Below are 14886 nucleotides of genomic sequence, written 5' to 3' on the forward strand. Positions count from 1 at the left end.
ATGAGTTCGAAAAAAATTGCTGTTGCCATTGACGGTCCTGCAGGGGCCGGTAAAAGTAGTATTTCAAAAGTTGTAGCGAAGCAACTGGGATACTTATATATAGATACGGGCGCCATGTATCGCTCCGTTACGTGGGCTGTTTTACATGATGATATAGATCCTACTGATCAGGCGGCGGTGGAGACCATCCTTCCAACTCTGGAGTTAACGATGGAACCGGGTAATGATGCCTGTAAGGTGTTTGTACGCGGCCAAGAGGTGACCGGCTTTATCCGTACGCCTCAAGTAAACAATGCCGTTTCAGAAGTCGCTTCCCATAAAGGGGTACGCCAATATCTGGTAGAACGTCAACGTCTTTTGGCCGATGAAGGGGGCGTCATCCTTGACGGCCGTGATATCGGTTCCGTAGTCTTACCTGATGCGGAATTAAAAATATATCTAACTGCTTCTGTGAAAGCACGTGCGAAACGCAGATGGCTTGAAGTGCAAGGAACACCGAATGAACAATCTTTGGATGAGATAACTAAGAACGTAGAGCGCCGGGACGAGATGGATAAGAATCGTGAGGAATCTCCATTAGTATGTGTCGACGATGCGGTGGTAATAGACTCAAGCGATATGACTTTTGATGAAACGGTGAATCGTATATTGCAGTTGGTACAGGAGATAATTAATCATGAATAGATTTTCCACCTGGCTATGGCGTACTGCTTTTTGGTTACGCTATAAAGTCGGATACGGGTTAAAAGTTTATGGACGCGATAATTTTCCTATGGAAGGGCCAGTTATCGTTGTGCCGAATCACATGAGTAATAATGATCCGTGTATAGTCGGATATGCATTACCAAGGCATGTGCATTTTATGGCCAAACAGGAATTGTTTGTAAATCCGATTTCAAGATTCCTTTGTACCTGGCTTGGTGCATTTCCTTTGAATCGTGGTGCTATTGATAAGGTTGCTATTCGACATGCGTTAGGATTACTGAAAGCGAATAAGGTCCTCGGCATTTTTGCGGAAGGAAATCGACAGAAAAGCGGTAAACTGGGCAGATTTCATGACGGAGCGGCTTCTATCGCTCTACGCACCGGTATAGGTATCGTTCCGGTAGCTATTATCGGATCGCATAATATGCAACGGGGAAAGGTAGCGTGTATTATTGGAGAACAGATTTCAGTAGAAAAAGCAAAACCGACACCTGAGGCTATTCAAGAAGTAAATGATCGTGTAAAAAGTGAAATTCAACGCATGATAGATTCATATCACGATAATTCTATTCAGGAGATACTATGGAAATAATTTTGGCGGAAAATCACGGCTTTTGTTATGGTGTAAAACGGGCCGTTGAAATGGCGGATGATGCGGCTAATCATTGTGGAAAGAGTTATACATTAGGCCCTATTATTCATAACCCTCAAGTTGTGGGCCGCCTTGAAAGAAGAGGTGTCAGTCCCGTTCAGGCTGTATCGGATATCGAAGAGGGAACTATGATTATCCGCTCCCACGGTGTGGGGCCAGCTGTCTATGATGAAGCCGAGGAAAAAGGACTTAATGTTGTAGATGCTACGTGTCCATATGTAAAAAAAGCACAACAGGATGCGAAATCCGTCATTGAAGATGGAATGACTTTAGTGATTTTAGGTGAAAAGAACCATCCTGAGGTCAAAAGTATTAATTTATGGGCAGATAATAAAGGAATAATCATCGAAGATGAAAAATCCGCTGAAAAACTACAAATTGTGGAAAAAATGGGCGTTGTTGTACAAACAACCTTTTCACAATTTAAATTTAACAGTATAATAGACATATTAGAGAAAAAATCTAAGAATCTTAAGGTTTTCAAAACGATTTGTAATGCAACGCAAGAACGACAGAACTCTGCTGTTGAATTAGCTCGTAGTGTTGATCTTATGATTGTGATAGGCGGTAAGAATAGCGGTAACACAAACCGATTGGCAGAGGTATGTCGTGACGTTGGATGTATAACCTATCACATTGAAACCTCTACTGAATTACAACTGGAATGGTTTGACCGAGTACAGACGGTAGGGGTAACAGCAGGAGCATCGACTCCCGACTGGATTATTAAGGAGGTCATTGAGACAATGAAAGATTTTGCAGAATTATTAGCAGCAGAAGGTCAAGAAGAATTTAAGAAAGGGAATGTTGTAGAAGGTACAGTTGTTCAAGTTGAAGATGAACGTGCATATGTATCTTTTGGCTATAAAACAGAAGCCATTTTGAATAGAACTGAAATTTCTTATCCGGCACCAGAATCTGCCAAAGATGTGTTAAAGAATGGTGATGAAATTAAAGCAGTTATCATGAATCACATCAAAGAAGATAATCCTATTTATCTTTCCATGACTCGCTTGGCTAAAGATGAAGATTGGCAATACGTTATCGAAGCACAAGAAAAAGATGAAACTATCTTATGTAAAGGTATTGATGCTATTCCAGCAGGCTTGGTAGTAACTGTTAAATCCCTTCGTGGTTTTATTCCATTGTCCCAAGGTGATGTTCACTTTGTAAAATCTTTGGATAACTTGGTTGGCACAGAATTCGAAGCTAAAGTACTTGAAATCGATGAAAAGAAAAACCGTTTGGTTCTTTCCCGTCGTGCCGTATTGGAAGTAGAACGTCAAGCTAAATTAGCCGAAGCCTTGAAAAATATCACCGTTGGTGAAAACTATACAGGTGTTGTTCGCAAAATTATGCCTTATGGTGCTTTCGTAGATATCGGCGGTATTGAGGGTTTACTTCATATTTCCGACATCTCTTGGCAAAAAATCAAAAAAGTGGAAGATGTTCTTTCCGTTGGACAAGAAATCGAAGTTAAATTACAATCCTTTGATGCTGAAAGCAATAAATTATCCCTGTCCTTGAAAGCTTTGACTAAGAGCCCATGGGACGTGGCGGAAGAAACATTGCATGTAGGCGATATTATTACAGGTAAAGTTGTTCGTTTGGTTGCTTACGGTGCATTCGTGGCAGTTAACGACGACATTCAAGGTTTACTTCATATCTCTCAAATCACGAAACAACGTAATGCGAAAGTTGAAGATTACTTGAATCGTGGTCAAGAAGTTGAAGTTAAAATCATTTCTCTTAATAAAGATGAAAAGAAATTGGGCTTGGCATTGACTGAATTAATGGAAGCAAAAGAAACTGCAGAAGACGCTGAATAATTCATTGTCTAATAGAAGGCTAACCAAGGTTTTCCTTGGTTAGCCTTTTTGCGTACTGTATGGGGAATATGATAAAATATTATAATGTATTATAGTTGATAATGAGGTGAAACTATGGCAAAACCATTAGTGGCCGTCGTAGGTCGTCCAAATGTAGGTAAATCTACACTTTTTAATGCCATTGTTAATAAACGTATTTCCATCGTAGAAGATATTCCCGGTGTAACACGGGATCGTATTTACTTTGACGCGGAATGGTTAAATCGTGAATTCACGATGATTGATACAGGTGGTATTGAATTTGTAACAGAAAATAGTCATGTAATTCCTAAGATGATGCGCTTGCAGGCAGAGCTCGCTATTGAAGAGGCGGATGTTATTCTTTTCGTAGTGGATGGCAAACAGGGCATTGTTCCTGCTGATGAAGAGGTTGCCAATATTCTTAGAGCCAGCGGAAAACCTGTTGTGCTTGTAGTTAATAAGATTGACAGTGTAAATCAGGAACCGAATATTTATGAATTTTATAATCTCGGCCTAGGTGACCCTATCGGCATTTCGGCAAAGAACTTGATGAATCTCGGTGATTTATTGGATGATACGGTAAAACACTTCCCTCCGGTCGGTACGAATGTAGATGATGAGGACACCATTCATGTTGCCGTTATCGGCCGACCGAATGTGGGAAAATCCTCATTGACGAATGCGTTGCTTGGTCAAGAGCGGGTGATTGTATCAGATGTGGCAGGAACTACACGAGATTCTATCGATACGCATTGGACTCATGATGGACAGAAATTCGTTCTTATCGATACGGCCGGTATGAGGAGGAAAGCTAAAATTGAGGAAGCTGTTGAGCGGTACAGTATTGTTCGCTCATTACGTTCGGTGGATCGCTCTGATATTGTAGTGCTTGTTCTCGATGCTCAGGATGGAGTGACGGAGCAGGATAAAAAAATTGCCGGATATGCTTATGAAGCCGGTAAAGGTGTTGTTATCGTTGTTAATAAGTGGGATCTTGTAGAAAAAGATGATAAAACCACATTGCGTTTTACCGAAGATATTTACGACGAACTGGGGTTTTTACAATTTGCTCCGATACTATTTGCATCGGCCTTGACAAAACAACGCATTCATCGATTGGCGGATATGTTGAAATTCGTTTCCGAACAACAATATCGTCGTGTATCGACAGGTACGTTAAATCAATTGTTGCAAGATGCGCAAACCGTCAACCCTGTGCCATCCCGTAATGGTCGTATTCCTAAAATTTACTATATGACACAGGCCAGTGTTAAACCGCCCACATTTATTCTATTTGTAAATGAACCGGAGTTGATTCACTTCTCATATATGCGATTCCTAGAAAATCGATTGCGAGAGTCCTTCGGCTTTGAAGGAACACCGATTCGCTTGATATTACGCGGTAAAAAACGGGATGATGAAGAATGATTGATGTGATGATTATTGTATATGCTGTGTCAGCTTATCTTATAGGCTCTGTTCCCAGTGGATTAATTATTGGCAAGATATTTTTTAATACGGATGTACGTCAATACGGATCTAAAAATATCGGTGCTACCAATACGTATCGGGTTATAGGTCTTAAAGCGGCTTTACCGGTATTTTTATGTGATGCTTTAAAGGGGGCTGCCGGGGTTTTATTACTATCGTCTTATGGACCTATGTATATGATCCTAGGTGGTATTTTGGCTATGATAGGGCATAATTGGTCTCTATTTTTGGGTTTTAAAGGCGGTCGCGGTGTTGCAACTGGACTTGGCGTGCTTATTGCATTATCTCCTATAGTAGCCGGCATTTGTCTTTTTGTCTGGACTGTTATTGTGTATATGACGAAACTTGTGTCATTAGGATCTATCATAGCCGCTGTATTGGTACCATTTTTGATGTTTTTTACAGGTGAATCGTATTGGTTTGTTGGATTTGGCGCTTTAGCCGGTCTTTTTGTAGTGATACGTCACCGGGATAATATTAAACGTCTATTGGCTGGTAATGAGTTGAAAGTAGAACGAATAAAAAAGGATGAATGATATGAACGTAGTTGTTATCGGATCCGGTAGTTGGGGAACGGCATTAGCCATAAAATCCGCATTAGCGGGAAACACTACAACTATATATTGCCGTCGTCCTGAATTCGGAAAACAATTGGCTATCGATCACGAGAATAAAGAATATTTACCGGGGGTTATTTTACCCGATTCTTTACAATTCAGTTCGGATTTGGAGGCCTGTATTCGCAATGCTCAGATTGTGTTGATGGTAACTCCGTCTGTCCATGTTCGAACCAGCCTTGAGGCAATACAACCTTATGCACATAAGGAACAGTCTTATGTGTTATGTTCAAAAGGGGTGGAACAAACTACAGGAAAATTGTTGACTACCGTTATGTCCGAGATATTAGGTTCTGTAGGATGTAACTTAGCTGTTTTGACAGGTCCGAACCATGCGGAGGAGGTAGCCCGGAATCTACCGGCTGCCGCCGTATTGAGTACGGAAAATCTTGATGTGGCCATCAAATTACAAAATGCCTTGCATAGTCAAAATTTTAGAATATATTCCAGTACGGATTTAATCGGTGTTGAACTGGCCGGTGCGACAAAGAATATCATTGCACTGGCGGCGGGAATTGTGGACGGTTTGGCATTAGGGGATAACTGTAAAGCCATGCTTCTGACGCGCGGCCTTCATGAAATGACGCGTTTCGGTGTTGCTTTAGGGGCGAAAAAAGAGACCTATGCAGGTCTTGCCGGCATGGGTGATCTTATTGCTACCTGCATGAGCGGTCACAGCCGTAATCGTTCTGCGGGACAACAATTAGCTGATGGCAGGACGATGGATGATATCATGCAGCATACCAATATGGTGGTAGAAGGTTTTTTTGCGACGGATATCATTCATAAGATGGCTGAAGAACATGATATAGAGATGCCAATTACAGCGGCTTTACACGATGTATTGCATCAGAAAATAACACCTGCTGCAGCATTAGAAGAATTGATGGGACGAAATAGTAAAATTGAAGTATCATAAGTAAAAGATACTTTTATTTTGGTTATTTATATACTATAATTAATGAGTATAATCTTGTGAGGATTGTATGCGAATTATTGGCGGAACTGCGAAGGGGCATGCTATTAAAGCGCCAAAGGGAATGAATACTAGACCTACACTGGATCGAGTTCGTGAAAGTGTATTCAATGTGTTGGCTAATAGGGGAATTTACGGTACAGATGTATTGGACCTTTTTTCCGGTACCGGTGCCGTAGCAATCGAATCGTTGAGTCGCGGTGCTGCTCGGGCAGTGGCCGTTGACTGTAAAACGGGGAAATTGATTTTAGAAAATGCCGTGCATTGTCGTGTCGATGATCGATTACAGATTATCCCGAGAAAACTTTCACAAGTGAAAAATTATATAGAAGGACAGCAGTTCGACTATATTTTTTCTGACCCACCATATGAGCATGGATTTATACAGGATACTATTGATTTCGTGGTAGTGAACAATTTGCTAAAATCTTCAGGGGTTTTACTGTTGGAACATCATAAGGATGAAGTGTTTACATTACCTGAATCATGGGATTGTATCAAAGTACAAAAATTTGGTTATACGATGGTTTCCTATTTTGTAAATGCTGCTGAAAGGAGTTAGACCTGTGCGTATAGGTATATGTCCGGGGAGTTTTGACCCAGTTACAAATGGACATGTTGATATTTTTGAGCGGGGCAGTCGGTTGGTGGACAAGCTGATTATCGCGGTCAGCACTAACCCGAACAAAAACTCTTTGTTCACGATGGAGGAACGGGTCGAGATGATTCGAAATTCCGTCCAACATATTCCGAATGTTGAAATTGACTGTACAGGTGGTTTACTCAATGAATATGTAAAGTCTAAAAATGCGACCATAATTATTCGCGGTTTACGTGCATTGAGTGATTTTGAATACGAGTTTCAGCGCGCTTTGTTTGCAAAATATTTGGATGATGACATTGAGACTGTTTTTATTATGACAAATAATAAATATTCTTTTGTCAGCTCCACAGGTATTCGTGAACTGGCTAAATTCGGTGGAAAACTGGATGGTCTCGTTCCGGATGATGTAAAGTTAAAACTTGAAGAACGCTTTAATACGGTACATAATAAATAGGAGTGATTTGTATGAAAACAGAAAAATTATTAGAAGATTTAGAGGTTCTTATTGAATCCAGCAGTCGTATTCCCATGACTACTAAACGCATGGTAGAAGAAGATGAAATTATGCGTATTATTGACTCCATTCAAGAATCTTTACCGTTGGAGCTTGATGAATCACGTCGTATCGTAGCTGAGAAGGATAAGGTGTTGGCTGATGCCCAACGTCAGGCTGAAACATTAATCGATCAGGCGAAGGATTACATCGCTAAATTGACTGCTGAAAGTGAATTGGTTAAACAGGCTCAGGAACAGGCCAATCAAATCATCAATGCAGCAAATCAGTCCTCTGAAGAATTGAAAGCCAGCTCGATTCAATATGCCGGCGATGTTCTTAAATATGTGGAAAACAACTTAGAAAAAACATTGGAAAGTTTACGTCAGAACCGTGAAAGCTTGAAACAAACGGAAGAACGGACGGAAGAAAATCAGTAATAGAAAAATTATATTAAAAAAGGCTATATGCAGCTGGTGCTGCATATAGCCTTTTTTCACTCGATATAGTTTTCAGGTTTTTTAGGTTCTACAATCATGGTTTGATGCGTATTGAATATGACAAATCCGAGAGGAGACCCAGGTGGCTTTTTAATATTTTTTATATAGGTGTAGTCAACAGGCACTTTACTGCTTTCACGAGCTTTACTGAAGTATGCCGCGTATTGGGCTACTTTGGATATAATCATATCATCCGGCTCCACATTAAGTCTTAGGATGAGATGTGAGCCCTGAATTTCCTGTGTATGGAACCAGATATCAGTAGGTTTGGCAAAGCGATGTGTTAAATATTCGTTTTGTTGATTGTTGCGTCCGATGAAGATCTCGCCTTCATCTATTGTGAGGTGAATGTAATTGGATTTCCCCAATTTATAGGACAGAGGCTTTTTGGATTTTTTGATAATCCCCGCATCCATACATTCTCTGCGAATTTCTTCGAGACTTTCACGGGTAGTGGCAAGGGAGATACTGTATAAGATGGACTTTAAATATTCCAACTTCGTTGTGCTCGCATTGAGCTGGTACTTACCGCTGACCATACGATTTTTAAGTTTTGTATATAATTTATAATACCATTGTGCATTCTCGACGATCGTCAATTGAGGTTTCAATGGAATGGTTAATATTTCATTGTTTTCAGATAAAAGATTCGGTAATTCTATGGATGGTTGATATTGAACCTGCAGATGAGCGTTGATCATCAAAATATCACCGTATAATTTATAAGTTTCCATCTTTTCCGTATCATCTAATTCAGTTTTAATTTTTTGATGACGTGTTTCTTCCTTCTTGATGGCTGCGGTGAGAAGTTTTTCAAGCTCCTTATCCGCAGTGTGAATCGATTTTGTGGAATGAATGGATTCTTCTAATGCCTCTGAAATGGTTTCGTAGATTTTGATAATTTCATAGTTATGCAGAGGAAGTGAGGCGTAAGCTTTTTTGTGATTGCTATTCTCTAATATATAGAGCCCCGAGCTTGAGCCTAAGTCCATACGAAGGCTGTAGAGTGCCTGTGCCAGATTGTTCATTTCCGCATCTGATATGGATTCTATGGATACGTCTCCTGCTAGTAGTGTTCGGTGCAGTACTTCATCTAAAAGCGGCTTGCCGAAGCCGTTAAAGATAGATCGGATGGATTCCTGAACTGTACCGGCACCAAAGGAGGTAAGAAGATTCAGTATTTCCGTTTTATTGAAGTCCATCAAATTGACGCGATTGGCATTTGGCGGTAGTTCATATGTTAATTTAGGGCCAATCGATCGCTCGCGATTCATGAGGGGCGAGACATGGATGAGAGATTCCAGAATTATATTATCCTGTACAAAAATACAGTTGGAATACTTGCCCATCAATTCCACATAAATATAGGTGGAATTGATGGCCCCGTCCATTTCCAACTTATCCGACTGGATACAAAGTATTCTGTCGCCGTTAATCTGTTCAACCTTTACAATACGACTGCCTTCGATATGTTTGCGTAGAAACATACATAAGGAACTCGGTTCTTTTGGCAGGTCCTGAAGCGGATGGCTTAGATACAGTGCCGGATTGGAGCCTACGGTAATGATCAGATTCTGATCTTCGTTGTGTGCACGTATTTTGAATAATAGCGTGGTTTTATCGATCTGGTATAATTTTTGTATTTGTCCTGTCTGTAATCGCTCGTGCAGTTCCTTGGCGAGTACGGACATGGTAAGTCCATCTAAATTCATGGCTATCCTTTCATAAATGAATGGTATAGAAATATAGTTTAGTATACCACAGAGCGAAGAGATTTCTTAGTATTTGAACAGCAAAAATGAATATTTCGTGGTACAATAAGAGAAACTGTAAGGAGGATGGTCCATGAAGAGTATGACAGGTTTCGGCTGCGGTACTGCTACTGCAGACAACCTTACTTGCACGGTTGAAATCAAATCCGTCAATGCACGATATTTAGATTTATTTATACGAAGTCCAAAACAAGTCAATCCTTTTGAAAATCTTATTCGAGAGCAGATACAACAACATATCGCTCGCGGTAAGGTAGAAGTATCCGTATCGATACAAGACGCAGGGGAACGGCCAAAAACTTTCACCATCAATTGTGTGCTGCGCGAGCAAATTCAGGAGATGTTGGTGGAGCAGGGATTTTATACAACCATTAAAGAGGTGCCCTTATCGGCTGTTATGTCCGTATCAAATGAATGGATTCAACAACAGGATGAACCTGTTGCGGAAGATGTCATGATATCCGTTGTGACGGAGGCGACGAGTCGGGCTGTTGCACAGTTATTACAGATGAGAAGTGAGGAAGGTCATCATATTCAAGAGGATTTGTTAAGTCGAATTTCTACGTTGAAATCAACGATTCAACGTATCGATGAAAATAAATCGGTTGCCGTAGAGAATTATCGAAATCATATTATATCAAAGATTAAAGACTATTTAATAGAGCTGGAAGCGAGTATCAGTGAGGACAGATTTTTGCAGGAAATTGCAATTCTTGCAGATAAGACCGATATTACTGAAGAGATTGTCCGATTTACCTCACATGTGGTACAATTAAAAAACACACTTATAGATGAGAATCCTATAGGACGTAAGCTTGATTTTATCCTGCAGGAGATGAATCGAGAGGTGAATACTATCGGCTCCAAAACAGTTGATTCAAATGTTACGGAGTGGGTCGTTCATTTAAAATGTGAGTTGGAAAAAATTAGAGAGCAAGTACAGAATGTGGAGTGATAGGAGGTCCATGAATGAGTATTCAATTATTGAATATAGGTTTTGGCAATATGGTATCTGCAAACCGGGTTATGGCCATCATCAGTCCCGAGTCGGCGCCGATCAAGCGTATGGTACAGGATGCCAGAGACAAGGGTTTACTCATTGATGCTACATATGGACGTAAAACTCGTGCTGTATTAGTTATGGACAGCGGTCAGATTGTATTATCTGCAATTCAGCCGGAAACCGTAGCACATCGAATTGTGCAATATGATGTAGATGAAGATACAGTAGAAGCATAGGAGTATATATGTCAGACAGAGGATTGTTAATCGTTATATCCGGGCCGTCTGGTGCAGGTAAAGGAACCATTTGTTCTAATATTCGAAAAGAAATGCCGAATTTAGTCTACTCTGTTTCCATGACGACACGTAAGCCACGAGTCGGCGAGGAGGAAGGCGTAAATTACTTTTTCCGATCAAAGGATGAATTTGAATCTCTTTTGGCGGAAGATGCCTTTCTGGAGTATGCTAAAGTATATGATAATTACTATGGCACACCTAAGCAGCATGTAATGGATCTATTGGATGAGGGTAAAAGTGTACTGTTGGAAATCGATATACAGGGGGCGATGCAGGTAAAGGAACGCTTTAGTGATGCCGTATTTATCTATATCGTACCTCCGTCCTTAACAGAGTTATCCGAGCGGCTGCATAATCGAGGAACCGATGCAAAAGAGGTCATTGATAAGCGTTTATCTTTAGCGTGTTCCGAACTAGCATTGGCGCATCGCTATGATTATATTGTTGTCAATGATGATTTAGCGGATGCTTCGGAGAAGGTAGCCTCTATCTTGCGGGCCGAGTCCTGTAAGATCAGTCGCAATAAAGAACAAATTCAATTTATTTATAAGCAATATCAAGAGTCTAAGGAGAAGTGATAGTATGATGGTAAAACCTCCATTGAAAGCATTAGAAAATCAAGTAGACAGCAAGTATACATTGGTAACATTGGCAGCAAAACGAGCTCGTGAGCTCACTGACGGCAGTCCTTGCCTTGCTGAACATACACATGCTACCGACAAGCCTGTATCTTTGGCATTTTATGAAATTGCTGAAGGTGAAGTCACTTATAAACGCACTAAAGAAGGCATTAAATAAAATGAATCAATTCCTTGTATCGTTGATACAAGGAATTTTTAAAAGGAGTAGACTATGCAGGGAAAACATGTGGTTGTCGCCGTATCTGCAGGAATTGCAGCCTATAAAGCTATAGAAGTTGTCAGCCGCCTTCGCAAAAAAGGGGCCGAAGTTAAGGTTGTTATGACTAGAAATGCCACTCATATCGCATCGCCGTTAACCTTTGGTGAAATAAGCGGCTATCCTGTGGCTTTGGATATGTTTGAGCAAATTCAGAATTGGGATGTAGAACATATTGCTTTGGCTACATGGGCCGATGCTTATATAGTTGTACCGGCAACCGCCAATGTAATAGCTAAAATTTATGCGGGCATTGCCGATGATATGCTGACTACGACTATTTTGGCTACAACAGCACCAAAATTTATCTGTCCGGCGATGAATACGGAAATGTATAATAACCAAATCACACAGCGGAATATAGAGGGGCTGAAAGCCCTTGGATATCACGTCCTTGAACCGTCCAGCGGCTGGCTTGCATGCGGTGTGACCGGGATCGGCCGTCTACCGGAACCCGAGGAGATTGTAGCGTGGCTTGAAGCAGAACTCTGTGCTACTGAAGAGTTTTCAGGAAAAACCGTACTAGTTACGGCCGGAGGCACTCAAGAAAATATCGATCCCGTCCGCTATATAGGGAATCGTTCCAGCGGCAAAATGGGCTATGCCATTGCTGCGGAAGTACAGAAAATGGGGGCTCGTGTTATCTTAGTGAGTGCACCGACATCACTCGATGTGCCTCATGGGGTGGAATATGTACCCGTCGATTCGGCTATATCTATGCAGGAAGCGGTTGAGTCTCGATATAAAGATGTCGATGTGGTCATCATGGCTGCTGCAGTGTCTGACTTTAGAGTTCTTAACAAAGCGGATCATAAAATAAAAAAAATGGATTCCATGACGTTAGAACTTGTTAAGAATCCGGATATATTGCAAGGCTTAGGCGTGCATAAAACGCATCAATTATTAGTCGGTTTTGCTGCAGAAACACAGGATGTCGTTGCATATGGACAGGATAAGGTACATAGAAAACATCTGGATATGCTAGTTGCCAATGATGTAAGCAAGAGTAATGCGGGTTTTAATGTGGATACAAATGAAGGGTATTTTTTGTATCCCGATAAAGAACCGCGGGTTATTCCTAACATGAAAAAAACGGAATTGGCCAAATGTATTCTTACGGAAGTGGCTGAGCTAATGAAATTAAAGTGTACAAAATAACTTTTTAACATGTTTGTATATGGGTTTATAGAGAGAAGGAAAGTGTTAGTTAAATGTTTGCAATACAAAGGGCATATCGTCAAGGCGGGTTAGCAAGATCGCAGTGGAGTAATAATATTATTGCCGGACTGGTAGTCGGCGTTGTAGCGTTGCCGTTGGCGATGGCCTTTGCCATTGCCAGTGGTGTAACGCCGCAGGCAGGTATATATACAGCCATTATAGCAGGTATATTCGTGTCTCTTTTCGGAGGTTCACAAGTACAGATTGCGGGCCCTACGGGAGCGTTTATCGTTCTGCTCAGCAGTATTGTGGTAAACTACGGATTTGAAGGCTTGCAGATTGCCACCATGATGGCCGGTATTATGCTCATTCTTATGAGTACGGCTAAATTGGGTACTGTTATTCGTTTTATTCCAACCCCTGTGATTATGGGCTTTACAGCAGGTATCGGAGTGACCATTTGGGTTGGACAATGGCCTTATTTCTTTGGTTTTCCGTCATTACCGTATATGGAGCATTTTCACGAAAAATTATGGCTCATGATTCAATCATTGCCATATTTGGATATTCCCACTCTGTGTATTGCATTGCTTAGTCTTGTTCTATTGCTGATATTGCCTAAGATTCCATATATCAATAAAATACCTGCTCCTATAGTAGCTATGATTGTCGCTACAGTGATTCAGAGTTACTATCAATTCCCTACGGTAAAGACTATAGGTAGCGCTTTTGGAGGTATTCCTCAAGGTCTACCGGAATTTTCCATTCCAAATCTTTCATTGGATAAGATATTCTCGTTAATTGGCCCTGCTTTTACCATCGCCATGTTAGGTGCGATTGAATCTCTGTTATCTGCCGTTGTGGCCGACGGCATGAGCGGAACGAAGCATGAATCTAATACGGAATTATTCGGGCAAGGGGTAGCTAATATTGTAGCCCCTTTATTCGGAGGAATTGCGTCGACAGGGGCTATTGCAAGGACGGCGACCAATATTCGACAAGGTGGAACATCACCTATTGCGGGAATTGTTCATGCTATCGTATTGGTTGCTATTCTACTGTTTTTGGCTCCATATGCCGTGTATATCCCATTGGCATCGATGGCCGCGATTTTATTCGTCGTAGCTTACAACATGAGTGATGTACCGCGATTTATTAAAATGATTATATTGGCACCGCAAGCGGATCGAATCATATTGATATTAACATTCTTTTTGACGATCTTTACGGATTTAGTCGTAGCCGTTAATGTGGGGGTTATATTGGCGGTATTGCAATTCATGAGAAAAATGGTGAGAACCATTGATGTTCATGAGATGAGTTGTGAGGAACTGTCGGCACAAGTTAAACATGAGGTTACCATTCACCCAGAAATTATGGTATATACCGTTGAAGGTCCCTTATTTTTTGGCGCTATCAGCGCTTTTGAAAGGGCTCTTAATTCCATACATAAAGATCCTAAATTTTTAATTATCCGATTTGGACAAGTTCCATTTGTAGATTTAACCGGTCTTCGTATCTTGCGAGGTATTATCGAAGAATTACAGAAAAGAGGTATAGAGGTTTTGCTGAGTGATGTCAATTATGATATACGTCACGAAATGTATAAATCTGATTTCTTAACGATTTTAGGCCGACATCATATGTATCGCCAGTTTGAAAGTGCTTTACATAAAGCGGAACATGATTTGGCCGTTAAAATATCTTGATTTATACTAACAAATACACTATAATGATCCTGTAACTCATCAAGAGTAGTGGAGGGACAGGCCCTGCGAAGCTACAGCAACCATTCCAAGGGGAAAAGGTGCTAATTCCTATGGTGCGAGCCATTAGATGGGAGGTCTCTCATGAGTTCATGGGAGGCTTTTT

16 protein-coding genes and 1 riboswitch are annotated in these 14886 nt (G+C 40.9%); of the genes, 15 read left to right on the top strand and 1 reads right to left on the bottom strand.

Annotated elements, in window-relative coordinates; translation table 11 throughout:
• From cmk to CKV62_RS04220, 9 genes are all read left to right on the top strand, one after another.
• Positions 1-684 (top strand): (d)CMP kinase, encoded by a 684-nt coding sequence (cmk, locus tag CKV62_RS04180; RefSeq protein ID WP_095065823.1) that lies wholly within the window; start codon positions 1-3, stop codon positions 682-684.
• Complete coding sequence (locus tag CKV62_RS04185; RefSeq protein ID WP_095065824.1) at positions 677-1297, top strand: lysophospholipid acyltransferase family protein; 621 nt, start codon at positions 677-679, stop codon at positions 1295-1297. The genes cmk and CKV62_RS04185 overlap by 8 nt, the downstream gene beginning before the upstream one ends.
• Positions 1288-3186 (top strand): bifunctional 4-hydroxy-3-methylbut-2-enyl diphosphate reductase/30S ribosomal protein S1, encoded by a 1899-nt coding sequence (locus tag CKV62_RS04190; RefSeq protein WP_095065825.1) that lies wholly within the window; start codon positions 1288-1290, stop codon positions 3184-3186. The genes CKV62_RS04185 and CKV62_RS04190 overlap by 10 nt, the downstream gene beginning before the upstream one ends.
• Positions 3187-3300: 114 nt before the next feature.
• The gene (gene der / locus CKV62_RS04195; RefSeq protein ID WP_095065826.1) at positions 3301-4635 is read left to right on the top strand and encodes a ribosome biogenesis GTPase Der; all 1335 of its coding nucleotides are present in this window, start codon (positions 3301-3303) and stop codon (positions 4633-4635) included.
• Positions 4635-5234 (top strand): glycerol-3-phosphate 1-O-acyltransferase PlsY, encoded by a 600-nt coding sequence (plsY, locus tag CKV62_RS04200; RefSeq protein ID WP_095066701.1) that lies wholly within the window; start codon positions 4635-4637, stop codon positions 5232-5234. Before der ends, plsY begins: the two co-directional genes overlap by 1 nt.
• 1 nt (position 5235) lies before the next feature.
• The gene (locus CKV62_RS04205; protein WP_095065827.1) at positions 5236-6234 is read left to right on the top strand and encodes an NAD(P)H-dependent glycerol-3-phosphate dehydrogenase; all 999 of its coding nucleotides are present in this window, start codon (positions 5236-5238) and stop codon (positions 6232-6234) included.
• Between the two features lie 67 nt (positions 6235-6301).
• A complete protein-coding gene (gene rsmD / locus CKV62_RS04210; protein ID WP_095065828.1) occupies positions 6302-6853 on the top strand; it encodes a 16S rRNA (guanine(966)-N(2))-methyltransferase RsmD in 552 nt (183 codons plus the stop codon).
• Between the two features lie 4 nt (positions 6854-6857).
• Positions 6858-7349, top strand: a complete 492-nt coding sequence (gene coaD, locus CKV62_RS04215) for a pantetheine-phosphate adenylyltransferase (protein WP_095065829.1) — start codon at positions 6858-6860, stop codon at positions 7347-7349.
• Between the two features lie 11 nt (positions 7350-7360).
• Positions 7361-7828, top strand: coding sequence for a hypothetical protein (locus CKV62_RS04220; RefSeq protein WP_038114855.1), 468 nt, complete (start codon positions 7361-7363; stop codon positions 7826-7828).
• A 56-nt stretch (positions 7829-7884) separates the two neighbouring features.
• On the opposite strand, the gene CKV62_RS04225 is transcribed toward CKV62_RS04220, so the two are convergent.
• On the bottom strand, positions 7885-9600 hold the full coding sequence (locus tag CKV62_RS04225) for an Rqc2 family fibronectin-binding protein (protein WP_095065830.1): 1716 nt from the start codon (positions 9598-9600) through the stop codon (positions 7885-7887).
• Positions 9601-9733: 133 nt separating this feature from the next.
• Here CKV62_RS04225 and CKV62_RS04230 point away from each other — a divergent pair, with 133 nt between their 5' ends.
• From CKV62_RS04230 to CKV62_RS04255, 6 genes are read left to right on the top strand one after another with little or no spacing between them, the layout of a single operon-like run.
• Positions 9734-10615: a YicC/YloC family endoribonuclease gene (locus CKV62_RS04230; RefSeq protein WP_095065831.1), complete on the top strand. Its 882-nt coding sequence runs from the start codon at positions 9734-9736 to the stop codon at positions 10613-10615.
• A 14-nt stretch (positions 10616-10629) separates the two neighbouring features.
• Positions 10630-10899, top strand: coding sequence for an extracellular matrix/biofilm regulator RemA (gene remA, locus CKV62_RS04235; protein ID WP_038114863.1), 270 nt, complete (start codon positions 10630-10632; stop codon positions 10897-10899).
• 8 nt (positions 10900-10907) lie between these two features.
• Positions 10908-11537, top strand: coding sequence for a guanylate kinase (gene gmk, locus CKV62_RS04240; RefSeq protein WP_095065832.1), 630 nt, complete (start codon positions 10908-10910; stop codon positions 11535-11537).
• A 4-nt stretch (positions 11538-11541) separates the two neighbouring features.
• Positions 11542-11757 carry a DNA-directed RNA polymerase subunit omega gene (gene rpoZ / locus CKV62_RS04245; RefSeq protein WP_038114868.1) on the top strand — a complete coding sequence of 72 codons (216 nt, stop codon included), beginning with the start codon at positions 11542-11544 and terminating at the stop codon, positions 11755-11757.
• A 54-nt stretch (positions 11758-11811) separates the two neighbouring features.
• Complete coding sequence (gene coaBC, locus CKV62_RS04250; RefSeq protein ID WP_095065833.1) at positions 11812-13014, top strand: bifunctional phosphopantothenoylcysteine decarboxylase/phosphopantothenate--cysteine ligase CoaBC; 1203 nt, start codon at positions 11812-11814, stop codon at positions 13012-13014.
• Positions 13015-13067: 53 nt separating this feature from the next.
• Positions 13068-14723, top strand: a complete 1656-nt coding sequence (locus CKV62_RS04255) for a SulP family inorganic anion transporter (RefSeq protein WP_095065834.1) — start codon at positions 13068-13070, stop codon at positions 14721-14723.
• A 33-nt stretch (positions 14724-14756) separates the two neighbouring features.
• Positions 14757-14857, top strand: a riboswitch (SAM riboswitch).
• The last annotated feature ends 29 nt before the right edge of the window (positions 14858-14886 follow it).

Origin of the sequence: Veillonella rodentium (assembly GCF_900187285.1) — a bacterium.
GTDB lineage: Bacteria > Bacillota > Negativicutes > Veillonellales > Veillonellaceae > Veillonella > Veillonella rodentium.

Excerpts from the sequence above, each read along its gene's own strand:
- cmk (WP_095065823.1), top strand. The coding sequence starts at position 1 with ATGAGTTCGAAAAAAATTGCTGTTGCCATTGACGGTCCTGCAGGGGCC.
- CKV62_RS04185 (WP_095065824.1), top strand. The coding sequence starts at position 677 with ATGAATAGATTTTCCACCTGGCTATGGCGTACTGCTTTTTGGTTACGC.
- CKV62_RS04190 (WP_095065825.1), top strand. The coding sequence starts at position 1,288 with ATGGAAATAATTTTGGCGGAAAATCACGGCTTTTGTTATGGTGTAAAA.
- der (WP_095065826.1), top strand. The coding sequence starts at position 3,301 with ATGGCAAAACCATTAGTGGCCGTCGTAGGTCGTCCAAATGTAGGTAAA.
- CKV62_RS04205 (WP_095065827.1), top strand. The coding sequence starts at position 5,236 with ATGAACGTAGTTGTTATCGGATCCGGTAGTTGGGGAACGGCATTAGCC.
- rsmD (WP_095065828.1), top strand. The coding sequence starts at position 6,302 with ATGCGAATTATTGGCGGAACTGCGAAGGGGCATGCTATTAAAGCGCCA.
- CKV62_RS04220 (WP_038114855.1), top strand. The coding sequence starts at position 7,361 with ATGAAAACAGAAAAATTATTAGAAGATTTAGAGGTTCTTATTGAATCC.
- CKV62_RS04225 (WP_095065830.1), bottom strand. The coding sequence starts at position 9,600 with ATGAATTTAGATGGACTTACCATGTCCGTACTCGCCAAGGAACTGCAC.
- CKV62_RS04230 (WP_095065831.1), top strand. The coding sequence starts at position 9,734 with ATGAAGAGTATGACAGGTTTCGGCTGCGGTACTGCTACTGCAGACAAC.
- remA (WP_038114863.1), top strand. The coding sequence starts at position 10,630 with ATGAGTATTCAATTATTGAATATAGGTTTTGGCAATATGGTATCTGCA.
- gmk (WP_095065832.1), top strand. The coding sequence starts at position 10,908 with ATGTCAGACAGAGGATTGTTAATCGTTATATCCGGGCCGTCTGGTGCA.
- rpoZ (WP_038114868.1), top strand. The coding sequence starts at position 11,542 with ATGATGGTAAAACCTCCATTGAAAGCATTAGAAAATCAAGTAGACAGC.
- coaBC (WP_095065833.1), top strand. The coding sequence starts at position 11,812 with ATGCAGGGAAAACATGTGGTTGTCGCCGTATCTGCAGGAATTGCAGCC.
- CKV62_RS04255 (WP_095065834.1), top strand. The coding sequence starts at position 13,068 with ATGTTTGCAATACAAAGGGCATATCGTCAAGGCGGGTTAGCAAGATCG.